Origin of the sequence: Aestuariivivens sp. NBU2969 (assembly GCF_019931125.1) — a bacterium.
Lineage (GTDB): Bacteria > Bacteroidota > Bacteroidia > Flavobacteriales > Flavobacteriaceae > Aestuariivivens > Aestuariivivens marinum.
Genome location: NZ_JAIOUU010000008.1, coordinates 1 through 24,447 on the forward strand (window position 1 = coordinate 1; position 24,447 = coordinate 24,447).

Here is a 24,447-nt window from a genome sequence, read left to right on the forward strand (position 1 = left end):
GTGATGGCACGCCCAACTGCCTGGATGGCTGTCCTGACGATCCCAACAAGACCGATCCCGGTGTCTGCGGCTGTGGTACAGCAGAGACGGATACTGATAGTGACGGTGTTTTGGACTGCAATGACTTAGAAATCAACTCCCCATGTCCACTGGATGTGGATATCAACGGGGTATCCAATGACGATGACAGTGATGGCACGCCCAACTGCCTGGATGGCTGTCCTGACGATCCCAACAAGACCGATCCCGGTGTCTGCGGCTGTGGTACAGCAGAGACGGACACTGATAGTGACGGTGTTTTGGACTGCAATGACCTCTGTGAAGGTTCTGATGATACCATTGATACCGACTCAGATGGTATTCCTGATGGCTGTGATAATTGTTCGAGTGTTGCCAATCCGAATCAGGCGGATGCTGATACCGATGGCATAGGGGATGCCTGTGAAGGACTCGATAATGCCGAATTTACCTTTAAGGAGGTGTCCATTATACCCAATCCGTTCAATGCGGTGATTAACATTCAGTTGCCTGTGCAGCTGAACAATGAAGAGTTTAAGATTACCTTATATGATATTACCGGCAAGATGATCAGGCATGAAGAGAAGGAGGCGATACAGGGCCGTATAACCATGGAGCGATTGGAAGGTATTGAACAAGGATTGTACCTGCTTAGGATCAGCTATAAGGATACGAGATCAGGATTCAAACGCCTGGTTAAGCTTTAGACAAAAAAAGGCTCTAAATCAACTTTAGAGCCTTGCTGCTTTTTATAAACTTTCGAGGCTTATCGGACCATCAATTTTTTGGTGACTTCGTTAGTACCATCATTCAGCTTCACGAAATACATGCCAGTAGCCAGATGTGCAATAGGGAGTGCCACATTTTGATTGCCAGGTGTTTTGGATGCTGCCTGGACCAGTTTCCCCTGGAGGTTGTATATAGCGATAGCCACCTTAGAACTTGATGACTGTGTAAACTTTAGGTTGACCACATCCTGAGCCGGATTGGGAAATAATTTAAAGTCATTTAAATCCTTATCAACAGTGTTTAAAGTTCCCGTCGCAGAGGCACAAATATTAAATGTGCCAGTTTGAGCAATGTCAACCATAAAGACACGGATAAATAAAATTTCATTTCTTCTGTTGGATAAAACAACTTTAGAAAATAAATTGCTACCTCCATCATCATCACATCCAATTTCAGTAAGTGATCCACAACTCCCGGAATATACAGCTATTCCTGTATCGTATACAGGGGATCCAGAATCTTCTGAAGTTTCAATGGTAACTTCATAATCATCATTGTCATCTAATGTAATCTTATACCATACATCCTTACCTTCATAAAAAGAAGTACAGGTTGGATTTGTTTCTGCTGAATCGGTTGATTGTAAATTAGTCGTTAATGTAGGAGAAGAGCAATCACTTGTAATTGCTAAGTCATTAGCTGAGGAACATTCATCGTTATCAGTAACTAAAGGAGGGTCAATTTCATAAATACAAATATTCATAGATCCGGCTCCTATATCATCAACATCCCATACTCTAAGATAAACCACAGAAGAGGCTGGTTGAGCAATATCAATTTGAGAGAAAAATTCATCATTACCCCCATTTGGATTACCATCATCATTACAATCATAAGAGGTTAAACTACTGCAATCTCCACCTGTAAAAATTTCAATTCCAGAGTCATAAATATTATCATTATTAAATGAAGTAATTATACGAACAGCGCCTTTGGAAGGCATAGTAAATTTAAACCATAAATCTCTACTGTACCAGTCAGGATTGGATATACAGGTAGGTAAACCTAAACCTGAATCTGTTTCATTTCCAGTAAAAGTTATAATCTCATTGGTACAGGTTTCGCTCAAATTAACAGTAAGTTCAGGTAAAGTTCCACAAGGTAAATCATTGTCAGGGGCCTGACCAACCATCGAATAACTAAAGGTCAATAAAAATATAGAAATCAGAAATGTAATTTTTTTCATAAGGACTAATAAGGATTAAGTTAAGAGATATTTAAAATTAAAAAAAAAATGATAACTAACTTCGTTTTATGGTTTAAGCGTAGAATTAATTAGTTTAAAAGAAGATTTCAAAGGGATGTTAAAATAATGAAGACATACTTTTTATAAAATGCTAATTAAAAATTTCTTAAAGCTTTTATTATAGTCTTATTGAAAATAAACTTTAAACAAGGAAAGTAAAAGTTATTAGCGACTAGTTTAATAGGTTAAAATTTGTCTGTATCAGGTATCTGTTAGTCTGTAGATTCAGGATGTCACTAACAGATATCGTTATCGTTTTAGTATAGGTTTTGTCACCCGTTATTTTATATACTTGAAAGTCGGTCCAGAGTATACAAAATAAGCTTTTCAATGGTCTTACCCGGATGCTTACTGAAGGTGCCGAGGGTTCTATTAGCAATAACGGCATTTAAAGATAAAGCCTTATGCTCCATTAATTTGGATAAGCCATAAATAGCACTGGTTTCCATTTCTAAATTGGTAACACGTAATCCGTTAAAACCAAATGTCTGAATTTTAGAATTTAAAGCTTCGTCCTGAAGGGGCAATCTTAAAACCCGTCCCTGTGGCCCATAAAATCCTATAGCCGTTAGGGTGATGCCTAGGTGTGTTTGATCACTTATCATGTAATTTTTTAAGGTCTCATTACATTTTATGATTAAGGGTCTTGCCTTAAAATTGGGCCATTGGGTATGTTGTATAAAAGCACTCTCTATTTTTGGGTTTGTAATGTCGCAGGTTTGATAACTATGAAGCATACCATTTAAGTCAAGCCCATATTCACTAGCAACAAAAGCATCTACAGGAATATCCTCTTGAAGGGCTCCGGAGGTACCTATTCTTATAAAATTAAGAGTCTTGAGATCATTTTTAACTGTTCTGGTCTCGAAATCAATATTTGCCAAGGCATCCAGTTCGTTTAAAACAATATCAATATTATCTGGACCAATCCCTGTTGAAATAACCGATAAACGTTTTCCTTTATAAAAACCGGTATGGGTTTTAAATTCCCTCTTTTGAGTTGAAAATTCAATAGTATCGAAATGTTTGGAAATTTTTTCCACTCGGTCCTGATCACCAACTAAAATAATGGTGTCAGCAATATGCTCAGGTTTTAGGTTAAGATGGTAGATGCTGCCATCTGGATTTAGGATGAGTTCAGAATGTTTTATGGACATTTTTTAAGTTAATAAGTTATTGGTTAATAGTTATTAGGGACTTCAATGTTTAAAGTTTAAGGTTTCATGAGATATAATCTATTTCAGTCCCATCAATCTAACTGGATACTGCGACTGCCAGCTGCAAACTAAAAAATTATCCTCCAACACGTTTTACCTTAAAACCTTTGTCTTTTAGTATTTGCATGATTTTATCGCGATAATCCCCTTGAATAATAATCTTATCATCTTTAAAACTACCACCCACACTCAATTGGGTTTTAATATCCTTTGCTAAAGTCTTAAAATCTTCATTTGATCCTGTATAGCCCTCAAGAATAGTAATGGGTTTGCCTTTTCGTTTTTCGTATTTGCATATTATGGGATCATCTTGTATCCATAGATTGTCATCTTCTGAAACCGCTTCGGGAGATTCATCAGGGACATGATCTGGAAATAGGTTTTTCAACTGGTCCTGTAAATCCATTTTCTTATTTTTTAATGAGACCAAGTTCTATGAGACGTTCATTCAAAAATTCCCCTGCCGTGATATCTTCATAAACTTTAGGATTATTTTCATCCACACAACTGTCTAAAACATCCAGTTTCATATCGCTTATGGGGTGCATAAAAAATGGAATGGAATACCTTGACGTCCCCCATAATTCTTTTGGTGGATTTATAACGCGATGAATGGTAGATTTTAGTTTGTTATTGGTATGTCTGGACAACATATCACCTACATTAATCATTAGCTCATCGGGCCCGGCTATGGCATCAATCCATTCGCCTTTATGGTTTTGGACCTGCAGTCCGCGCCCTTGAGCACCCATTAATAAAGTGATTAGGTTAATATCTCCATGAGCAGCAGCACGAACGGCCTCTTTAGGTTCTTTAATGATAGGAGGGTAGTGTATGGGCCTCAAAATAGAATTGCCATTGTGAATGTACTCATCGAAATAGGTCTCTTCTAAATTGAGATGTAACGCTAAAGCCCGTAAAACATATTTTGCTGTTTTTTCGAGCATTTTATATGCTTCCTTGCCTATGATATTAAATTTGGGCAGTTCTTCTACATAAACGTTTTTAGGATATTCCTTTTCAAGTTCTGGATTATTTTCAACATATTGACCAAAATGCCAAAATTCCTTTAAGTCACCTTCCTTTTTCCCTTTGGCGCTTTCTTTTCCGAAGGAAACGTAACCACGCTGTCCACCAATACCTGGAATCTCATATTTTTGTTTTACCTCAATAGGTAAATCGAAAAAATTTTTAATTTCTTTGTATAGATTCTCAACTAATTTATCATCTAAAAAATGACCCTTTAAAGCCACAAACCCAATCTCTTGGTAAGCTTTTCCAATGGCATCTACAAATTGTTGTTTTTTTTCGGTATTACCTGAAATAAAATCTGATAAATTAACACTAGGAATAGTATTCATAAGCATTTTGATTAAAAATGTGGTTGTTACAAAAATACAAAAACATGGCTATTGTTTTGGTTGTTATGATAATAGTTATTGCGATTTCTTCTATAATTTTGTTGTCTATGCAAGATGTGATAAAATAGCTAAGTTTATTGATAACTAATCACTGGGTGCTATAACTGCGAGTGAATTTGTATTATATTTGATATACTCAAAAAAAGCAACTCAAATCGTATTGATGATTCCGGAAACGATTATATATAACACTGAAAATCTAAATTCTGAAGCATTAATTCTGCTTTATAAGAACATACTCAAGCCTAGATTGATTGAAGAAAAAATGCTTATTCTTTTGAGGCAAGGGAAGATTAGTAAGTGGTTTTCTGGTATTGGTCAAGAAGCCATAGCTGTAGGAGTAACTTTAGCCCTCCAAAACGATGAATATATACTTCCTATGCACAGAAACTTAGGGGTGTTTACTACTCGAAACATTCCGCTTTACCGACTTTTTTCACAATGGCAAGGTAAAGCTAATGGGTTTACTAATGGTCGGGATCGTTCGTTTCATTTCGGTACACAAGAATACAAAATTGTGGGAATGATTTCCCATTTAGGACCTCAATTAGGTGTTGCCAATGGTATTGCTTTGGCTTCAAAATTAAAAAACCTGAAGCAGGTAACAGCTGTGTTTACTGGTGAAGGGGGAACGAGCGAGGGTGATTTTCATGAAGCTTTAAATGTAGCTTCGGTTTGGCAATTACCCGTGTTGTTCTGTATCGAGAATAATGGCTATGGATTGTCTACCCCAACAAGTGAGCAGTTTCGTTGTGAACATTTAGCCGATAGAGCTATTGGTTATGGCATCGAATCCCATATTATTGATGGCAATAATATAATCGAGATTTACACAAAAGTTTCTGAATTTGCTGAGGATATGCGTAGAAATCCACGTCCTATTTTATTGGAATTTAAGACGTTTAGAATGCGCGGGCATGAGGAAGCTAGTGGTACAAAGTATGTTCCTAAGTCACTGACGGATTTTTGGGCAGCTAAAGATCCGGTTATGAATTTTCAATCCTTTTTAAAGGATGAAGGGATTTTAACCGAATTAGATGTAGTCTTGATCAAGGAGCAAATGGTTTCTGAAATTAATGAACATTTAGAGATTGCTTTTAACGAAGAATCTATTAAGCCTAATTTAGAAAAGGAATTAAAGGATGTCTATGCGCCTTTTGAATATATAGAGGTTGAAACAGAAAATAAAACTCAAGATATTAGGTTTATAGATGCCATTTCCCAGGGACTTAGACAAAGTATGGAACAGCATGCCGATTTGGTGATTATGGGGCAGGATATTGCCGAATATGGTGGTGTGTTTAAAATAACCGAAGGATTTTTAGAGCAATTTGGTAAAGATAGGGTGCGTAATACGCCTATTTGTGAATCAACAATTATTGAAGCGGGAATGGGCCTATCTATTGCTGATATGAAAAGTGTTGTTGAAATGCAATTTTCTGATTTTATATCGTCTGGATTTAACCCCGTTGTCAACTATTTGGCAAAATCGTATTACCGCTGGGGACAGCTGGCCAATGTGGTCATTAGGATGCCCTGTGGAGGCGGAGTAGGTGCAGGGCCGTTCCATTCACAAACCAATGAGGCTTGGTTTACTAAAACCCCAGGATTAAAAGTGGTATACCCAGCTTTTCCTTATGATGCCAAAGGCCTTTTAGCAACAGCAATCAATGACCCTAATCCTGTGTTGTTTTTTGAACATAAAGGATTGTACAGAACAATTAGACAAGATGTACCGACCAACTATTATACTTTACCTTTTGGAAAAGCAGCTATTTTGAGGGAAGGTAAAGCGATTAGCGTAATTACCTATGGGGCAGCTGTGCATTGGGCTTTGGAGGCATTAGATGACAATCCTGATATCTTAGCCGATGTCATTGATTTGCGTACACTCCAGCCATTGGATAAAGAAGTGATTTTTACTTCTATAAAAAAAACAGGTAAAGCAATTATTTTCCATGAAGATACTTTATTTGGAGGCATAGCCAGTGATATATCGGCAATGATTATGGAGAACTGTTTCGAATACCTTGACGCCCCAGTTAAACGGGTTGCCAGCATAGAAACCCCAATTCCTTTTGCAACTCAGCTGGAAAAACAGTATTTACCAAAAGATAGATTTAAAGAAGTTTTGAAGTTATTGTTGACATACTAAAAGTTTAGGAATGGATTACTTAGATATTTTTTTTAAAGCTTTTAAGGGCACCATAAATTGGACTTGGCGATCCATTGTTTTTGATGTGCCTTGGTATACCAATTACTTTTGGGGCTTAATAGTTATTTCAATTGGTGTTTGGTGTTTAGAATTGTTGTTTCCATGGCGTAAGGAACAATCTATGTTTAGAAAGGACTTTTGGTTGGACGCCCTTTATATGTTTTTTAATTTCTTCATTTTCGCCATAGTCATTAGTGGGGTTTATAAGGTTCTGGAAGTCGTGTTTTCCCAATTTGGGATCACGATGAAATCCATGGCACTCATCGATATATCCAATTTACCTAAAGGAATCCAATTGCTTATTTTCTTTGTATTATTGGATTTTGTTCAATGGTTTACTCATGTGTTGTTACATCGTTATACCTTGCTTTGGCGGTTTCACAAGGTGCATCATTCGGTAAAAGAAATGGGGTTTGCAGCTCATTTACGATACCATTGGATGGAAAATATTTTTTATAAACCTCTTAAAGTGTTTGCTGTAATGCTTTTGGGCGGTTTTGAACCCGATCAGGCTTATGTAGTACACTTCATAGCCATAACTATTGGACATTTAAACCATTCCAATATTAAATTGACTTATGGGCCATTGAAGTATATTTTTAATAACCCAGTAATGCATTTATACCATCATGCCTATACCTTACCTAAGAACAAAAAATATGGTGTTAACTTTGGTATAAGTCTAAGTCTATGGGATTACCTATTTAAAACCAACTATATTCCAGAGACGAGTGGTAAGATTACACTTGGGTATGATGATGATTATAAAATGCCTAAAACCTTTTTTAAGCAGCTTTTATATGGATTTAAAAAGAGAGACTAAAAGTAAGTGTTTACTTGTCTTATTTCATATGGTTATAATTATAATATGATTAGATTCTTAATCATATCAATATCTATGAATTTCCTTTTAATTAGCTGTAAAAAAAAGGACCCCTATGCAAATTATAATTGGCACACTATTGAAGTTACCGCAACAGCGTATAACTCGTTAAGCTCTCAAACCGATGGAGATCCACATATTACGGCTTTTGGAGATAGTTTAGTTCCGGGCAATCACTATATCGCCGTTTCAAGGGATTTATTGAAAAAAGGGTTAAGCCATAATATACCAGTTAAGATTGAAGGACTGGATAGTATCTATATTGTTAAGGATAAAATGCATTACCGATGGAAAAACCGCATAGATATTTATATGGGATTAAATGTTATGGCAGCAAAACAATGGGGCAGAAAAAAGGTGACTATTGCTTATGGGATTCCTAAAAAACCATAAATAATTCTTTTTTACTTGGTTTCCGCTTCCGAAAGTATAAAAGGATAGGCCTCTTTTACAGCTTTCAGTTCTTCATTATTAATGTTGTCGATGGATTTTTTTAGTATAGATTCACAATAAGCCTGTCGTAACTCAAAATATGCCAAGGTTAATTCATCCTGAACTTTAATATATTGATTATAGCTAGTATACTTGCTATTTTGTAGTGATATAATGGCCTTGTCGGGATTGTCCGATGAGGTTTCCAATTTAGCCCCATTGCAGTAGGTACAGCTACCATCACCATTGTTGTCTAAAAAGGCCTTTGTGACATCCTTAAGTTCTTCAATAGTAATGATCTCTCCATTAACCATAAGTTCATTTTTGTTATTAAGGGCTATACGTAAAATTTACGCTCATTTATGTCAACTTCACAGATTTGTCCGTCTGGACATGGGGCGAGTAATTTTCGGTTAATACCTTGGTCTTTTGGAATGGTTGCCGTTACCAAGAAAAAGATGAGCAGTAAAAAGGCTATGTCTGCCATCGAACCCGCATTCACCTCGGGCGTTGGTCTGGAGTGTCTCATGGTATGTGTTTTTTATGTGAGTTGTTAAACAAATCACAAAAACAATACCATAAATGCAATTCGAAAAGGTCTTATAAAATTAAGTTAAAAAGGAAAATCAACAGCATAATTTTTTAAATAATCCATAAATTACCCTTTTTAACCACACAAACTTATCAAAATGAGAAAAAATTCCATAAGGATTGTTTTATTAACAATTCTTAGTTTACAGTTTCTACAGGCGCAAAGGGCTAAAAAAAGTGAACCACAACCTTTAAATGATCTTAAAATTACAGGTCTTAAATGGAGAAATATAGGACCTGCTGTAAACTCTGGGAGGGTTTCAGATTTTGCTGTAAACCCAAATAATCCGTACGAGTATTATATAGCCACCGCATCGGGAGGTGTTTGGAAAACCACTAATGCAGGCATAGAATATGCACCTATATTTGATAAAGAAGGCTCGTATTCCATAGGATGTGTGACTATGGATCCCAATAACCCTAATGTGATATGGGTGGGAACGGGCGAGAATAACGGTCAGCGATCTGTTGCATATGGAGATGGCGTCTATAAATCTATAGATGGTGGAGCTACTTGGAAGAATATGGGCCTTGAAAATTCTGAACATATTGGAAAAATTATTGTCCATCCCGAAAATTCAAATATAGTATATGTGGCTGCCATCGGTCCGTTATGGAACAAGGGTGGAGATAGAGGCGTTTATAAAACAGTTGATGGTGGAGAAAACTGGATGCCCATATTAGCGGTCGATGAGCATACGGGAATTAATGATATAATTATGGATACAAGGGATCCTAACGTTCTTTATGCTGCTGCCCATCAACGTAGAAGGCATGTATATACCTATGTGGGTGGCGGTCCTGGTTCTGGACTGCATAAAAGTACTGATGGAGGAGATACATGGATTGAAATTAACAAAGGATTGCCAGAAGTGGAGCTGGGCAGGATTGGTTTGGCACAGTCACCAGTCAACCCTGAAATACTTTATGCTATAGTTGAAGCTGGTGATGGTAAAGGCGGTTTCTTTCGCTCAACCAATCGAGGTGCAAGTTGGGAAAAAAGGAGTGATTATGTGACTAGTGGAAACTATTACCAAGAGATAGTGGCAGACCCTATAGATACAGAAACCGTCTATTCTATGAATACCTGGTTGAACGTGAGTTATGATGGCGGTAAAACCTTTACTCAAGTTGGAGAAACCTATAAGCATGTCGATAACCATTGTATGTGGATTAACCCTAATAATAACCAACACTGGTTAGTGGGCTGTGATGGTGGTATTTATGAAACTTTTAATGCAGGGAAACATTGGGACTTTAAAGAAAACCTTCCAGTTACACAATTTTACAAGGTGGCAGTGGATAACGATACTCCTTTTTATAATGTCTATGGTGGCACACAGGACAATTTTTCTTTGGGAGGGCCTTCCCGTGTAGTTAACTCACATGGGATTACGAATCAAGATTGGATCATAACGCATGGCGGAGATGGATTTGAGAGTCAGGTAGACCCTACTAACCCAGATATTGTTTATGCCCAGTCACAATATGGCTGGTTGGTTAGATACGATAAAAAAAGTGGGGAGGAAGTAGGTATCAAACCAACAGAACGCAAGAATGAAAATCAATACCGTTGGAACTGGGATGCCCCATTGGTGTTGAGCAGGCATGATAACGGTACGCTATTTTTTGCAGCTAATAAAGTGTTTCGTTCTAATGATTTTGGAAACAGTTGGGAGGTTATAAGTGAAGACTTGACACGGCAAATAAACAGGAACCAGTTACAGGTTTACGATCGTGTAATAAGTATTGATGCAGTTGAAAAAAATGGCTCTACATCACCTTATGGAACGATTGTAGCACTTTCTGAATCTCCAATTAATAAGAAGTTATTAGCTGTTGGCACCGACGATGGTTTAATACAAATAACAGATGATGGCGGCAAATCTTGGAAGAAAATAGATAATATTCCAAATGCACCTAAACAGAGCTACGTGAACGCAGTATACCTTTCACAGCATGATGTTAATGTTATGTATGCCGTGTTTAATCATCATAAATATGGTGATTTTAAGCCTTATGTATTTAAATCGACCAATAAGGGGCAAACATGGAGTTCCATTAGTAATAATCTACCAGAAAGAGGTAGCGTTTATGCTATTGAAGAAGACCCGATAAAAGAGGATTTAATCTTTTGTGGAACCGAGTTTGGCGTTTATTTTTCACCAAATGGTGGACATACATGGAAAGCACTAGATAATGGGTTGCCTACTATTGCCGTAAGAGATATTGCCATTCAACAAAGTGAAAGCGATTTGGTATTAGCAACTTTTGGTAGAGGATTTTATATTCTTGATGATTATTCAGTCTTAAGAACAATTGAAAATAAGTCTATTAAAGAAAGCGCCCTATTATATCCTGTCAGGGATGCTTTAATATGGGAAGAAAGTACCCCATTGGGATTGCCTAAAAAATCATTTATGGGAGATAATTTCTTCTCAGCCGAAAATTTGGGCCCCCAGGTTATGTTTACCTATTATTACAATAACACCCATAAAACTCTAAAAGAAAGTCGTCAAGAAAAAGAAAAAGAACAAATAAAAGATAAAAAGGATGTTGCGTATCCCAGTTATGAGTCCTTAAAAATGGAAGTCAATGAGATTGCACCCAAGCTGGTATTTGTAATTAAGGATAACACTGGAAAAATTGTAAAGAAAGTGTATCAGGAACCTAATGAGGGCATTCAGCGTTTTCATTGGGATATGCGTTATGAATTTCAAAAACCAATCAAATTTGAAACCCTAGGATTTTATAATCCTTGGGCAGAAAGAAGGCAAGGGACCTTGGTCGCACCTGGAGCCTATACCGTAGAAATGAATCTATTGGAAGGCAGTGACCTAAAGCCTTTGGCAACAGCTATAAGATTTAATATCAAGGCCTTGGACAACACTATTATGCCAGCAACAGATAGAGACGAAAAGGTCGCATTCCAAAGAGGCGTGAATACCTTACAAGCCGAAATAAGTGAAGCAAACGCTAAAATGGCCGATATGCGAAATAAACTAAAGTATATAAAAGAAGCTATTAAGTTATCTGAACTTCCCATAGAAAATATGACGAAAAGAGTCATGGAATTTGAAAAGAATCTAGAGGAGTATCATGTACAATTAAACGGTGATCCTTTAAAAGTTCGTTTAGATATGGGACAACCTTTACCACCATCAAGTAGAGTGGGTAAAATCATTAACGAGCAAAAGTATTCGACCGCATCTCCAACAAAAACCCATTTGGAAAGTTTTACTATAGCTAAATCACAGTTTTCACCAATTAAGGAAAGCGTACAAAAACTTTATGAAAAGGATATAAAGGAAATTGAAAAAGCATTGAAAGTTGCTGGTGCGCCTTATACTCCAGGAAGATTAACGCATTTACCACAAGATTGATAAATGATAGCATATTTGGTTTTATAACCAAAAAGGGCTCTAATTTAATTAGAGCCCTTTTTAGTGTGCATAGCGCTTAGAACCTTTCCAAATTACATCTTGATGATAAAGGTGCAAAAATTGACGGGTATGTATTAAACAATCCTCTACAAATTTATTTCTGTGCCTGGAAATTTTAATAACTGAGTTCATAGTATTTGATGTTTTTTGATTGATGAAAGTTTTTAAAAAGACGTTACTTATCTGTAACGTCTTTTACTGTTCCAACTGTAACTTTTACTGTTAGGTAATGTACTTGATAACTGATTTGTGTTTAAAGTTCTCATTGTTTTTCGTTTTTTAATTGATTTATACTATATAGACGACAAAACTTTACTTTTGTTACAGTACTATGTATAGCAAAGTACATAATTAACATTTTTTAACATTTTGTTGATGCAATCTAGCTGCTTTTTGATGTAATATGTGGTGGTTTAGGAATGGTTTTTGTTAAGATATACTGAAAATTAGTGTGTAGTTTAAGAATTTTGTTGATAATGAAATATCTTTGACTTGGATTTTATTTTTGCAAAGCGAGAAATGAAAAGACAGTATTAAAAAAATGAAGCAATTTGGCCTTACTTTTATATTAATGTGTTTCACACTATCATTAGCTGCTCAAATTGATACTGAGAAGAAGCTTAAAATTGTTGGTACTGAAGAAAGCAAAACCGATTCGTCAGAAACAGTAACATTAAGTCCATCTAAATCTATAATAAATCCTTCAAATGCTCTAAATATACCCAAAACAGCACCGCTGTTAGATTTTCCCGAAAAGGAGTTTTCTATGTTTCCGCAAGAAGAATTTGGCAACCCTGGGGAATTGTACCAAAAGCGAATAAGTAACAATATAGCGGATTTAAAACTTAGCAAGGAAGAAATTGAACGCCGTAATGGGAGCACGACGGACCAGTATTTTGGGGATTTTAAAAGTGATGCCGAGTTTGTAAACGTGGTTTACCGTGACCATGGTTATACCGATGGTGATATTATCCAGGTATTGGTTAACGACGATATTGTTCATGCTAGGGTTTATCTCACGGGAGGGTTTAAGGGTTTTAAGCTTAACTTATTGAAAGGGTTTAATAAAATTGATTTTTTGGCATTAAACCAAGGTGAATCTGGGCCGAATACAGCAGAGTTTAAGGTCATAGACGATAAAGGAATTGTGGTTTCCCATAATCAATGGAACTTAGCTACAGGTGTTAAAGCTACTGTTATTGTTGTTAAGGAATAATATGTATTTGGTTAAAAATGGTTTTTCCCTCAGTTTTTACTGATCTTAAGCATTTTTTAATAAATAAGAAACTCTTACAGGCGTTTGCTTCTACCTCTGCTTAACAGCTTATATTCTTCGTAACATTCGCTAATGGCATCAAGAATTTGAAGGTCGTTAGCAGTCTTGATAAATCCTTTAGAGTAGTTGCATTGGCTCACTATTTCATCTAAATCTACACGTTCCACCTGAAGTAAAACTGTTAGCATTTCCCTGTCGAAACGAGTAGCCAATAAATTACGGATTTCGTCATCTTCCTTCATTTTTTTTAGCTTACGCAGTTCGTTGGGTTTCTTTCCAAACATACGGTGTAGGAAATCGGCGGGGTTAAATATAGAGCCTAGTATTTTATTTACACCACTAGGTTTTCTAGCTTCATAACCTGTGCTGGGCAACCCTGAAATACTGTAGCGGTAATTGTCGTTAATAATGGGTACTTGCTTAATATCTACTTCCAGATACCCTGTAAGCCTTAGTTGATTTACAACAACCTCTTCCAAAGCTAATGCTAATTCTGTCAATTCTATATTGGCGTTACCAAATTTCAACCAATCACTAGTAACCCTAACTTTAATAGATTTAAAACCTAAATACGAAAAGTGTAGTGTATCATTAACTTTGGCCTTAATTGCAAATTCCCCTTTTTCATTGGTTGTGGTTCCAATAACCTTATTTAGATTAACAATATTTACATTTTCTAATGGGGTGCCACCTGTTACATTAATTACCACTCCTACAGCTTTTCCTTCTTCTTGTGCTATAAGTATAGCAGAAGTGAATAGAAAAATAATAAGAAGTAGGTAATGTTTCATCTGTTTAAATTTTATTGTTTTTTATCCTCACGCTTAGATAAGCTCAGCGCAGGGATGTAATTTGCCAATAATCATCTCGAGGGGTGTCAAGTTTGGTTATGGCTCATTTCATGGTTTTACTTATTGCGTTATAAAAGTACTAAAGAAAAAATTAGTAGGGTACCAACAATTTTTATTTTGACTTAAAATTAACAAATTTACATCATAATTGAGATTTAAATATTTCCAAGGATTGTCTTGAAACTTACAGAGGTGGTTTTCCTTAACTATGGCAAGAAAGTTCCTCTATCTGCGAGAACGTCTGGGTCTGGAAGCTGCAAAATCGTTAGATTTAGAGCGTCTTGACTTCGATTTGCCTTCGCCTGAGCGTCTTTCAGATCTGTTTTTAAATCCACCACCTTTTTTTCCGTCACGTTTGCCACCGCTTCGCTTTCTGTCTCGCTTTCTTCCACCGCCACCACCTCGGTTTTCTGAAACTTCTACATTGACAAAGCGTCCGTTGTATTTAAAGTCGGTAAAAAACGAAAGTACTTTCTCTTGTAGTTCATTTTCGGTATTAAAAAATGAAAAACTATCTTTTACTTCCACTTTAAATAAGTCGTCTTTGCCTAATTCTAAGAGATCCCTTAAAAAGTCTTTTAAACTCATCCAATCGTACCCATCTTTTTTACCAACATTAATAAAGTAACGGGTTGAATTTCCAACAGGGCGATCATCGTCATTACTTTTTGAGCTTTCAGATGCATTTAAGTCGGGTGCTTTTTGGTAATAGTTATAAAAACGTGAAAACTCAACTGAAAAGAATTTTTTAATCAGTTCGTCTTTTGTAGTGTCTTCAAATAGGTCGTTTATTTTTCCTAAGTAATTGTCTATATCATGGTTTACTTTAGTGTTATGCACTTTATTGGCCAAAGACATGAGCTGCACTTCACATATTTCCATACCATTGGGAATATCCTTTTTATTAAACTGCTTTTTTATGATGCGTTCAATACTTTTTATTTTACGTATTTCGCTTTTGGAAATAATAACCATGGACACCCCGGTTTTTCCGGCACGTCCTGTTCGGCCCGATCGGTGGGTGTAGGTTTCAATTTCATCGGGCAGTTGGTAATTGATTACGTGTGTAATATCGTCTACATCAATACCGCGAGCGGCGACATCGGTTGCGACCAACATTTGTATTTGATTATTCCTAAAGGCCTTCATTACCAAATCACGTTGGTTCTGACTTAAATCACCGTGCAAGGCTCCAGCATTGTAACCATCTTCTATTAATTTTTCGGCTACTTTTTGGGTGTCTCTTTTAGTTCTACAGAAGACCACTGAAAAGATATCCGGATTGGCATCGGCCAATCGTTTTAAGGCTAGATAACGATCTCTGGAATTTACCAAATAATACTCATGTGAAACTTGACTAGAACCTTCATTTTTTTTGCCAACCGTAATTTCCTGTGGCTGGTGCATAAAGTTTTTGGCAATAGCCGCAACTTCGTTAGGCATAGTGGCCGAAAATAACCAAGTGTTTTTATCTTTAGGAGTGTGTGATAAAATATCTGTAATATCCTCCTTAAAACCCATGTTTAGCATTTCATCAGCTTCATCTAAAACGCTGTATTCTATTTTAGAAATATCTACCAAATTGCGACTAATCATGTCCTTCATTCTACCTGGTGTTGCCACAATAATCTGTGCACCCCGTTTTACTTCACGGGCCTGCTCGGTAATACTGGCACCACCATAAATAGCAACCACATTTAAACCCTTACAGTATTTACCATAAAGTTTCATTTCGTTGGTTATCTGTAAGCAAAGTTCACGTGTAGGAGATAGGATTAACCCTTGTGTGGTTCGGCTTTCAATATTTATTTTTTGGAGCATAGGAAAACCGAAAGCGGCTGTTTTTCCAGTCCCCGTTTGGGCTAAGGCTACCAAGTCGGTTTCAGAATTTAATAAAACGGGGATGGCTTTTTCCTGTACTTCACTAGGGGTTGTAAATCCTAAATCTGTAATAGCCTGTAGTAGGTCTTTATTAAGACCTAAGTTTTGGAATGTGTTCATTCTTGTGTTATGTATGCGATTTATTATGTAGTGTTACATAAAGAAGCGAATCGACATACTTAAACCAAAACTTCCCGTAACACATCCTCACACTGAGGAATTTTTTATAAAACTCAAATTTAAAGCAATGGTTTATACTTCTGAGTTTCAGCCGGCAAAGATACATTATTATTTGGATTGTAATTCATGAGCAAGCAGTAATCTTTTTATATGCCTTTAATAGGTTGTTTATTTTTAGTAGCAGAGATTCGCTAAGCCACCAAGCATTTAAAGAAATTTATCTACATTCTCAAATTCCTGATCCGTTGTAAAAGGGTAGGATGTGAATAATGCATAAACACATAAGCGGGATGAGGTGTTAAATTACTTAAACTGTTTTTGGAGAGTTTTTTAAGTGAGGTAATTAAAGGCTCGGCTTTATAGGTGTTTTTGGCATAGTCATCTGCCTGGTATTCAAAAGCCCTAGACACAAGGTTCATGACCAATCCAGTAAATTCAGAAATGGGCGAATACAGTAAAACAAAAGCAATCAGTCCAATATGGAAACTCGGGATTTCTACGCCTAAAGCATTTGATAGCAAGGGGTTGGAAATAAAAAAAGATAAAACAAACAACATGAATCCGGTTAACAGAATAGAGGCCATGAGATTGAAAATAATATGCTTCTTTTTGTAGTGCCCCACTTCGTGTGCAAGAACAGCAACAATTTCTTCGTCTTCCAAGTCGTTAATAAGAGTGTCATATAAGGTCACCCGTTTTTCATTACCAAATCCTGAAAAATAGGCATTGGCTTTGGTACTGCGTTTTGAGCCGTCTATCACAAAAATTTTGTCCAACTTAAAGCCAACAGTCTGGGCATATTCTGAAATTTTATCACGTAGACTACCTGTTTCCAGAGGTGTTTGCTTATTAAATAAAGGGACAATGAGTTTGGAGTAGAACATATTCATAAATACCGTAAATAAGGTCACCAAGCCCCAAGCATACAGCCAAAAAAGTTGTCCCGTAAATTGATAGAACCAAATAATCAATGCCAAAAGTCCACCGCCTATAATACCCATCATAAGCCAGCCCTTTAGTTTGTCCAAAATAAATGTTTTAATAGTGGTTTTATTGAATCCGAATTTTTCTTCAATAACAAAGGTGCTGTAATATGAGAAAGGCGTTGTTAAGATATCACTGCCTATCATGATAATTCCGAAGAAGAGTAAAGCTATTATGATAGGTTTATCACTGTAACTCCTTGCAATATTATCGACAAATTCAAAACCATCAAGCCATAAAAACCCTATAGTCAATACCAAAGAAAAAGTTGAGGTTAGTATGCCAAATCTGTAAGTTGTGGCTTTATAACGTTGAGATTTTTTGTACTCTGTATCCTCATAAACATCCTGTAACTCTTTAGGTAAAATATCATTAAAATGTTTGGCGTTTAAAGCATCAATAATTTTATCGACTATAAAATTGATAATCAATATAGCAATGATAATATAAAAAAGGGTGTTTGCTGTCATAGAATTAATTAATAATTATTAATGAAGGTTATTTAAAGTCCCGCTGTCTTTTGGCTTCAAAAATAAGAATTCCTGCCACAACCGACACATTCATGGAATCTATTTCACCTTGCATAGGAATAATGATATTTTGAGTTGAATGTTCAAGCCAATCATTACTTAAGCCCGTGGCTTCGGTCCCTACAACAATAGCAGTAGGTTGGGTAAAGTCTTCTGTATGATAGTTAACCGAGGCCTGTAATGCAGCGCAATAAATATTAATATTGTTTTCTTTTAAAAAGGAGATGATCTCAGGTGTATTTCCTGTTGCAATGGTATTGGTGAAAATACATCCCACACTAGATCTGATAATATTAGGGTTGTACATATCGGTTTTAGGGTTAGCAATAATTACTGCATCCACATGGGCGGCATCGGCTGTACGTAACAAGGCACCAATATTTCCAGGTTTTTCTGGGGCTTCAGCAATTAAGATTAATGGGTTTTTGGTTTCAAGTTCCAAATGATCCAAATCGTGTGGTTTGGTTTTTGCAACAGCCAAAATACCTTCAGTAGTACTGCGATAGGCTAGTTTTTGATACACCTGTTTTGAGATTTCAATGGTGTTAATGTGCTGCGTTGTTAAATCATTGAGTTGTGCTTCGGAATATAAATCGGGATAGAATAAAATGGTTTCCAACGCATAACCACCTTTTAAAGCCAATAGAATCTCTCGTTGCCCTTCAATTAAAAACAATCCCATTTTTTTGCGCTCTCGCGATTTGTCCTTTAATTGAACGAGTTGCTTTATAAACTCATTTTGTGTACTTGTAATTTCTTTGGCCATAAGAATTGTAAAAATACTTTAATTAAACCTCATTCTCTTTAAAATAATTAACCAGTAAGGCCACAACATAACTGTAACTATCCATGCCTTTGGTTTGGTTATTTACCTTTAAAAAATTACCATAAAACAATTTAAAAAAGGGCTCTAACGGATTTTCATGAGCCTCCCAAAACTCTCTGGTCTCCTTATAGTTTTTTAAAATACCTTTGTTTACATCGGCTACCATATCTTCAAAAAGGCATTCGTCCCGTAAGTAAATTTCATTAAGGCAAAAGCGTAGACCAAAGGCATAGCCACAGTATTTAATATAGGTGTTATCGTGATTAGAAGCCGAGAGAAAACCTATGAAATTAGCTTCATTCTCTGCGGCATAGCCCAATTGATGTGCAATTTCATGCGAAGCTGTAGTAGGGAATTTAAATTTAGGGATAATACCATCTATTTGGGCTTCATTGGTAAACGGATTTAAATACCCACTAAACCCCATGTAGGTTAAAGGATAGCTGTACAATGATTTTTTAATACTTTTTGGGTGGTACTCCAAATGTGGAAACTTGACTTTTAAGTTTTTATAACCTTGTGGAACCAGAAATAGGATTTCACTTTTACTGTACGGTAGATCGACTTTAATTGTGTCGTTTTTTACAACTTCTAAGTGTAAACTATTTGTTTTTTTTATCAGTTTTTCAGTAACCTTTATGAGTTGTTCGGTAGTGTAATCGGCATTTAAATTTAAATTATCATGAAGTGGTAAACGGTAATAATTGATGCCCCATAATATGTGGAAAGCAAAATAAAAAACCGATACGGCTACAAGTATATCAACAAACCAGCGTTTAGTATCCTTTCTCAAGCGCTTTCGGTTTTTGTAAAACCACCGTAAGGCGTAAAATGTGGTAAGCGTGTATACGATATCTCCAAACGAAAAAGGTATCCAACCTAAGGTGTGTCGAAACCATTTTGAAATAAATGGGTACAGACCATTACTGTAATATTGTTCAACAAATACAGGGTAATGGGCTAGTATTTTTATTAGTATAAACTGTGGTATTATACTAAGTGCTATCAATAGTTTTTTGTTCTTCAGCATAAATCAAAAATAGAAAACTATTTATAAATCCTGATAGGAATATGTACCTTTGTAAGCTATTAATATAAATATTATGAATTCAGAAATCAGATTACTTGAACCTAGCGTTGTTTGGAAAAATTTTGCCGATTTAAATGCAGTACCACGAGCCTCTAAAAAAGAAGAGCGTGTTATTGCCTTTATGAAGGCATTTGGTGAAAATCTAGAGTTAGAAACCATAATTGATGAGGTAGGTAATGTGATTGTCAAAAAACCTGCCTCTAAAGGTATGGAAAGCAGAACTACGGTGGTGATGCAGTCGCATTTAGATATGGTCCATCAAAAAAATAACGATACTGTATTTGATTTTGATACACAAGGTATTGAGATGTTTGTAGATGGCGATTGGGTAAAGGCTAAAGGGACCACTTTAGGGGCCGATAATGGTTTGGGTGTAGCAACCATAATGGCCATTTTAGAAAGTAAAGATATTTCTCACCCAGCTATTGAAGCTTTATTTACTATTGATGAAGAAACAGGCATGACCGGAGCTATGGGATTAAAAGAAGGGTTGCTCTCAGGAGGCATTTTGCTCAATTTGGATACTGAGGAGGATGATGAAATTGGTGTAGGTTGTGCAGGTGGGATTGATATAACAGCAAGAATAGATTATAAGCAAGAAGTAACACCGGAATTTAAAACAGGATTTCAAATAATTGTTAAGGGATTGCAAGGCGGACATTCGGGAATGCAAATCCATGAAGGGCTGGGTAATGCCAATAAAATAATGAATCGGATACTATTCGAAGGTTTTAGGAATTTCGGACTGAGAATTTCTGAGATTGATGGCGGAGGTTTGCGTAATGCTATTCCAAGGGAAAGTAATGCTGTTGTTGCTATTGATGCCATTCATGAAGATGCTTTTTTAATGGAAATGGCTTTGCTTGCCAATACTATTAAACTGGAATTAAAAACTACAGAGCCAAATTTAATAATTGAAGTTGCAAAGTGTAATACACCAAAAAATTTAATGGATTTAGTTGTTCAAGTGGGATTAACACGAGCTATATATGCTGCTCCCAATGGTGTATATAGGATGAGTGCAGATATTCCAGACTTAGTGGAAACATCCAACAACATAGCCAGGGTTTTGGTTAAGGACGGGAGCATACATATTGCCTGTTTAACACGGTCTTCGGTCGATAGTTCTAAAATGGATTTGGCCAATGCGCTTCAGGCAACTTTTGAACTAGCTGGTTGTGAAGTAGAGTTTTCGGGAAACTATCCAGGGTGGCAGCCTAATATGGAGTCTACAATTTTAAAGGTGATGACAAAACTTTATGAGGATTTAAATAATGACAGACCTCATGTGGCGGCTTGTCATGCTGGTTTGGAATGTGGTATTTTGGGGCAAAATTATCCCGATATGGATATGATAAGTTTTGGGCCCAATATCAAAGGGGCGCACTCACCCGATGAACGAGTACAAATATCTTCTGTGCAAAAATTTTGGACATTTGTTTTGGAGATTTTAAGACAAATACCAGAGAATTAATAATTTTTTAAAACATTTAATCGATAAAATTTGCTTTTGAACGATATTTTTGTATATTTGAGTAGCATTCTATGCTAAAAGCATTTTTTGAATGAAACATAAAGTAAGCACCCCGATCTGCCTCTAAAAAGAAACATTCAGAATAATGCTTTTTTAGTGTGCCCCAAATTTAAAAAGCTTTTAAGCGATTTTAAATTTATAGGTTGAACTCTTGCCTGCTGGCAAGCATGGATCCCGCTAAAGAGCGGGATACTAATATGGGTTTCTGCCTTCACTTCGACTGCGCTCAGTGTGACACAGGAATGACAATCAGCAAAGGCTTTAAGGAACAGGATCATACCCTGAACCACCCCAAGGGTGGCAACTAAAAATACGTTTTATGGCTAGGCAACCGCCTTTAATCAAGCCGTGTTTTTGTAGGGCTTCCTTAGAATATTGTGAGCATGTGGGGGTGTATCTGCAAGCTGAAGGTGTAAGTGGCGATATCAAGGTTTGATACATCTTGATTAACAACAAAAATGGTGCTATGAGTAGTTTTTTCATAATAATATCTCTGTCGTAAATCGTGTAGTTGTTCAATCGTTTTACAACTAAACAGTTATATGACTTAACAAAATAACTAATTTATAGAAAAAGTTGTCCCGTCCTTACCATCTTTAAGTTGAATGCCAATTTCAGATAGTTCGTCCCTAATTTTATCAGATAAAGCAAAGTCTTTGTTGGCTCTAGCTTCTTGCCTTAATTTAATAAGAACTTCTACGGTTCCCGATAATTTGTCACTCCCCGAAGCTGTTTCGGTAACGTTTTCTAAACCTAGAACATCAAAAATAAAAGTATGAATGGTTTGTTTTAAAAGCACTAAATCTTCAATGGAAATGCTTTCACTACCTTCTTTTATTTGGTTAATGTATTTTACTGCTTCAAACAATTGTGCGATTAAAATGGGCGAATTAAAATCGTCATTCATCGCATCATAACATTTTTGTTTCCAGTTATTAATATCCAAAGATGATGTGTTTGAAGCTTTTAGACCATCTAAAATGCTTAGGGCATCCATAAGGCGATTAAACCCTTTTTCGGCAGCCAATAATCCATCATTGGTAAAGTCTAAGATGCTCCTATAATGAGCTTGCAGCATAAAGAAACGTGCTACGCTAGGCGAAAAGGCCTTTGAAATATTGGAGTTATTGCCGGTAAATATTTCACCAGGAAGAATATAATTGCCAGTTGATTTTGCCATTTTTTTACCGTTCATAATCAGCATATTGGCATGCATCCAGTAATTTACAGGGGTTTGTCCTTTGGCAGCTTCATTTTGTGCTATTTCACATTCGTGGTGTGGAAACTTTAAATCCATACCGCCACCATGAATATCGAAATGTTCTCCAAGATACTTGGTGCTCATGGCGGTACATTCCAAATGCCAACCCGGAAAACCATCACTCCAAGGCGAAGGCCATCGCATAATATGTTGTGGTTCGGCCCGTTTCCATAGAGCGAAATCTTGCGGGTTCTTTTTGTCACTTTGCCCATCCAACTCACGGGTGTTGTGGATTAAATCTTCAAGTTTACGCTTACTCAGTTTACCATAATCATTGGTTTCGTTGAATTTGTGTACATCAAAATATACCGAACCATTAACCACATAGGCAAAGCCATTGTCTATAATGGTTTTTATCAATTCAATTTGTTCAATAATATGACCGGTTGCCGTAGGCTCTATACTGGGTGGTAAAAAATTGAAGGCATTAAGAATGTTGTGAAAATCAACCGTATAGCGTTGCACCACTTCCATAGGCTCAATTTCTTCCAAACGCGCTTTTTTTGCTATACGATCCTCCCCAACATCAGCATCGTTTTCCAAATGACCAGCATCGGTTATATTGCGTACATAGCGTACTTTGTATCCCAAATGCTTAAGATATCTAAAAATAACATCAAACGACATAAACGTTCTTACGTTTCCTAGGTGTACATTGCTATAAACCGTGGGACCACAAACATACATGCCTATATGGCCTTCGTTAATAGCTTTAAACGTTTCTTTTTCTCCAGTAAGTGAGTTGTATATTTTGATACTTTGGGAATGGTATGGTTGCATTTATGTTTAGTTGTTTGTTTTTACGTCGTTAAATTGTTCGTTTGTCGTCTATATAACAACACGCCAAACGATTCAACGCATTAAAACTTGGTATCCAATTTAATGTAATCTAAAAATTCCTGTCTTGTGGCTTTATCTTTAAAGCGTCCACCAAATTCTGAAGTCACGGTACTACTCTCAATATCCCTAATGCCCCTAGAATTCACGCATAAGTGTTTGGCGTCAATAACACAGGCAACATCCTTGGTTTGTAAAACGTTCTGTAGTTCCCTAACAATTTGTATGGTTAGACGTTCTTGTACTTGCGGACGTTTAGCAAAATAATCCACAATACGGTTCATTTTAGAAAGTCCTACAACAGTACCATTGGAAATGTAAGCAATATGTGCTTTGCCAACTATGGGCAATAAATGGTGTTCACAGGTTGAATAAACCGTGATATTTTTTTCAACCAGCATTTCGCCATATTTGTATTTATTTTCGAAAGTTGAGGCACTTGGCTTTTTTTCAGGATCTAAACCTCCAAAAATTTCTTTAACGAACATTTTGGCAACACGCAAAGGTGTTCCTTTTAGGCTATCGTCACTAAGGTCTAGGCCTAAGGTTTCCATAATGTGGCGTACATCATCTTTTATAATATCGATTTTTTCATCTTTCGATAATTTAAAAGCATCGTTGCGCATGGGTGTATCTTCCGATGTGCCTATGTGGTCGTTGCCTAAAGCGTCAAACTCATCCAAATTATTAATTTTCACACGTTTTAATTTTAGTAATTCGCTAACAATATGTTAATTATAAAATTGAGAACGTGTGCAACCACTCCGCTCTCACATAAAAAATTTTAAATATTCCCTGCAAAAAAGAAATTTTTAAAATTTGTTAATGCTCGTTTCATTTTTTAGAAATCTAGATTTTAATCTGCAAAGATAAACATTTCACTTTTTTTATGCTTACTCTTTAGTAAACAATTGATTATTGACAGTTAGTCTTAAAATGTTT

The 24,447-nt window shown here is 36.3% G+C and carries 19 protein-coding genes and 1 pseudogene; 7 read left to right on the forward strand and 13 right to left on the reverse strand.

What is annotated here, in order from left to right; all coding sequences use genetic code 11:
- Positions 1-725: T9SS type A sorting domain-containing protein (locus tag K7G79_RS07560; protein ID WP_223550698.1), on the forward strand; the 725-nt coding region annotated here is incomplete at its 5' end.
- Between the two features lie 59 nt (positions 726-784).
- On the opposite strand, the gene K7G79_RS07565 is transcribed toward K7G79_RS07560, so the two are convergent.
- The 4 genes from K7G79_RS07565 to K7G79_RS07580 form a co-directional block, all read right to left on the reverse strand.
- Positions 785-1,993 (reverse strand): T9SS type A sorting domain-containing protein, encoded by a 1,209-nt coding sequence (locus tag K7G79_RS07565; protein ID WP_223550700.1) that lies wholly within the window; start codon positions 1,991-1,993, stop codon positions 785-787.
- Between the two features lie 344 nt (positions 1,994-2,337).
- Positions 2,338-3,210 (reverse strand): nucleoside phosphorylase, encoded by an 873-nt coding sequence (locus tag K7G79_RS07570; protein ID WP_223550702.1) that lies wholly within the window; start codon positions 3,208-3,210, stop codon positions 2,338-2,340.
- A gap of 136 nt (positions 3,211-3,346) precedes the next feature.
- On the reverse strand, positions 3,347-3,676 hold the full coding sequence (locus tag K7G79_RS07575; protein ID WP_223550703.1) for a translation initiation factor: 330 nt from the start codon (positions 3,674-3,676) through the stop codon (positions 3,347-3,349).
- Between the two features lie 4 nt (positions 3,677-3,680).
- Complete coding sequence (locus K7G79_RS07580) at positions 3,681-4,631, reverse strand: isopenicillin N synthase family oxygenase (protein WP_223550705.1); 951 nt, start codon at positions 4,629-4,631, stop codon at positions 3,681-3,683.
- Positions 4,632-4,854: 223 nt separating this feature from the next.
- On the opposite strand from K7G79_RS07580, the gene K7G79_RS07585 reads away from it, so the two are divergent.
- The 3 genes from K7G79_RS07585 to K7G79_RS07595 all read left to right on the forward strand — a co-directional run bounded on the left by K7G79_RS07585 (position 4,855) and on the right by K7G79_RS07595 (position 8,182).
- On the forward strand, positions 4,855-6,846 hold the full coding sequence (locus tag K7G79_RS07585; protein WP_223550707.1) for a thiamine pyrophosphate-dependent enzyme: 1,992 nt from the start codon (positions 4,855-4,857) through the stop codon (positions 6,844-6,846).
- 10 nt (positions 6,847-6,856) lie between these two features.
- A complete protein-coding gene (locus K7G79_RS07590) occupies positions 6,857-7,729 on the forward strand; it encodes a sterol desaturase family protein (RefSeq protein WP_223550709.1) in 873 nt (290 codons plus the stop codon).
- A gap of 75 nt (positions 7,730-7,804) precedes the next feature.
- Complete coding sequence (locus tag K7G79_RS07595; protein ID WP_223550711.1) at positions 7,805-8,182, forward strand: 3D domain-containing protein; 378 nt, start codon at positions 7,805-7,807, stop codon at positions 8,180-8,182.
- An 11-nt stretch (positions 8,183-8,193) separates the two neighbouring features.
- On the opposite strand, the pseudogene K7G79_RS07600 reads toward K7G79_RS07595, so the two are convergent.
- Positions 8,194-8,750, reverse strand: a pseudogene (locus K7G79_RS07600) (ExbD/TolR family protein).
- Positions 8,751-8,910: 160 nt separating this feature from the next.
- On the opposite strand from K7G79_RS07600, the gene K7G79_RS07605 reads away from it, so the two are divergent.
- Together K7G79_RS07605 and K7G79_RS07610 are read left to right on the forward strand one after the other, a co-directional pair.
- Complete coding sequence (locus K7G79_RS07605) at positions 8,911-12,195, forward strand: glycosyl hydrolase (RefSeq protein ID WP_223550713.1); 3,285 nt, start codon at positions 8,911-8,913, stop codon at positions 12,193-12,195.
- Positions 12,196-12,796: 601 nt separating this feature from the next.
- A complete protein-coding gene (locus K7G79_RS07610; RefSeq protein WP_223550715.1) occupies positions 12,797-13,471 on the forward strand; it encodes a hypothetical protein in 675 nt (224 codons plus the stop codon).
- Positions 13,472-13,545: 74 nt separating this feature from the next.
- Here the strand turns inward: K7G79_RS07610 and K7G79_RS07615 are convergent, their stop codons facing one another.
- The 5 genes from K7G79_RS07615 to K7G79_RS07635 all read right to left on the reverse strand — a co-directional run bounded on the left by K7G79_RS07615 (position 13,546) and on the right by K7G79_RS07635 (position 19,813).
- Complete coding sequence (locus K7G79_RS07615; protein WP_223550716.1) at positions 13,546-14,322, reverse strand: carboxypeptidase-like regulatory domain-containing protein; 777 nt, start codon at positions 14,320-14,322, stop codon at positions 13,546-13,548.
- Between the two features lie 285 nt (positions 14,323-14,607).
- Positions 14,608-16,383, reverse strand: coding sequence for a DEAD/DEAH box helicase (locus tag K7G79_RS07620; RefSeq protein WP_223550718.1), 1,776 nt, complete (start codon positions 16,381-16,383; stop codon positions 14,608-14,610).
- Positions 16,384-16,664: 281 nt separating this feature from the next.
- Positions 16,665-17,897 carry a M48 family metallopeptidase gene (locus tag K7G79_RS07625; protein WP_223550720.1) on the reverse strand — a complete coding sequence of 411 codons (1,233 nt, stop codon included), beginning with the start codon at positions 17,895-17,897 and terminating at the stop codon, positions 16,665-16,667.
- 28 nt (positions 17,898-17,925) lie between these two features.
- Positions 17,926-18,723 (reverse strand): RNA methyltransferase, encoded by a 798-nt coding sequence (locus tag K7G79_RS07630; protein WP_223550722.1) that lies wholly within the window; start codon positions 18,721-18,723, stop codon positions 17,926-17,928.
- A gap of 22 nt (positions 18,724-18,745) precedes the next feature.
- Positions 18,746-19,813: a DUF3810 domain-containing protein gene (locus K7G79_RS07635; protein ID WP_223550724.1), complete on the reverse strand. Its 1,068-nt coding sequence runs from the start codon at positions 19,811-19,813 to the stop codon at positions 18,746-18,748.
- 73 nt (positions 19,814-19,886) lie between these two features.
- Between K7G79_RS07635 and K7G79_RS07640 the strand changes: the two genes are divergently transcribed.
- Complete coding sequence (locus K7G79_RS07640; RefSeq protein WP_223550725.1) at positions 19,887-21,347, forward strand: aminoacyl-histidine dipeptidase; 1,461 nt, start codon at positions 19,887-19,889, stop codon at positions 21,345-21,347.
- Positions 21,348-21,668: 321 nt separating this feature from the next.
- Here K7G79_RS07640 and yidD read toward each other — a convergent pair whose 3' ends face one another.
- From yidD to folE, 3 genes are all read right to left on the reverse strand, one after another.
- Entirely contained in the window at positions 21,669-21,890 is a 222-nt protein-coding gene (gene yidD / locus K7G79_RS07645; RefSeq protein ID WP_223550727.1) for a membrane protein insertion efficiency factor YidD, read from the reverse strand.
- 76 nt (positions 21,891-21,966) lie between these two features.
- The gene (cysS, locus tag K7G79_RS07650) at positions 21,967-23,448 is read right to left on the reverse strand and encodes a cysteine--tRNA ligase (RefSeq protein ID WP_223550728.1); all 1,482 of its coding nucleotides are present in this window, start codon (positions 23,446-23,448) and stop codon (positions 21,967-21,969) included.
- An 80-nt stretch (positions 23,449-23,528) separates the two neighbouring features.
- Positions 23,529-24,203, reverse strand: a complete 675-nt coding sequence (folE, locus tag K7G79_RS07655) for a GTP cyclohydrolase I FolE (RefSeq protein WP_223550730.1) — start codon at positions 24,201-24,203, stop codon at positions 23,529-23,531.
- Positions 24,204-24,447: the final 244 nt, after the last annotated feature.

Bases quoted from the DNA above. Each gene is read 5' to 3' on its own strand.
- K7G79_RS07565 (WP_223550700.1), bottom strand. From the start codon at position 1,993: ATGAAAAAAATTACATTTCTGATTTCTATATTTTTATTGACCTTTAGT.
- K7G79_RS07570 (WP_223550702.1), bottom strand. From the start codon at position 3,210: ATGTCCATAAAACATTCTGAACTCATCCTAAATCCAGATGGCAGCATC.
- K7G79_RS07575 (WP_223550703.1), bottom strand. From the start codon at position 3,676: ATGGATTTACAGGACCAGTTGAAAAACCTATTTCCAGATCATGTCCCT.
- K7G79_RS07580 (WP_223550705.1), bottom strand. From the start codon at position 4,631: ATGAATACTATTCCTAGTGTTAATTTATCAGATTTTATTTCAGGTAAT.
- K7G79_RS07585 (WP_223550707.1), top strand. From the start codon at position 4,855: ATGATTCCGGAAACGATTATATATAACACTGAAAATCTAAATTCTGAA.
- K7G79_RS07590 (WP_223550709.1), top strand. From the start codon at position 6,857: ATGGATTACTTAGATATTTTTTTTAAAGCTTTTAAGGGCACCATAAAT.
- K7G79_RS07595 (WP_223550711.1), top strand. From the start codon at position 7,805: ATGAATTTCCTTTTAATTAGCTGTAAAAAAAAGGACCCCTATGCAAAT.
- K7G79_RS07605 (WP_223550713.1), top strand. From the start codon at position 8,911: ATGAGAAAAAATTCCATAAGGATTGTTTTATTAACAATTCTTAGTTTA.
- K7G79_RS07610 (WP_223550715.1), top strand. From the start codon at position 12,797: ATGAAGCAATTTGGCCTTACTTTTATATTAATGTGTTTCACACTATCA.
- K7G79_RS07615 (WP_223550716.1), bottom strand. From the start codon at position 14,322: ATGAAACATTACCTACTTCTTATTATTTTTCTATTCACTTCTGCTATA.
- K7G79_RS07620 (WP_223550718.1), bottom strand. From the start codon at position 16,383: ATGAACACATTCCAAAACTTAGGTCTTAATAAAGACCTACTACAGGCT.
- K7G79_RS07625 (WP_223550720.1), bottom strand. From the start codon at position 17,897: ATGACAGCAAACACCCTTTTTTATATTATCATTGCTATATTGATTATC.
- K7G79_RS07630 (WP_223550722.1), bottom strand. From the start codon at position 18,723: ATGGCCAAAGAAATTACAAGTACACAAAATGAGTTTATAAAGCAACTC.
- K7G79_RS07635 (WP_223550724.1), bottom strand. From the start codon at position 19,813: ATGCTGAAGAACAAAAAACTATTGATAGCACTTAGTATAATACCACAG.
- K7G79_RS07640 (WP_223550725.1), top strand. From the start codon at position 19,887: ATGAATTCAGAAATCAGATTACTTGAACCTAGCGTTGTTTGGAAAAAT.
- yidD (WP_223550727.1), bottom strand. From the start codon at position 21,890: ATGAAAAAACTACTCATAGCACCATTTTTGTTGTTAATCAAGATGTAT.
- cysS (WP_223550728.1), bottom strand. From the start codon at position 23,448: ATGCAACCATACCATTCCCAAAGTATCAAAATATACAACTCACTTACT.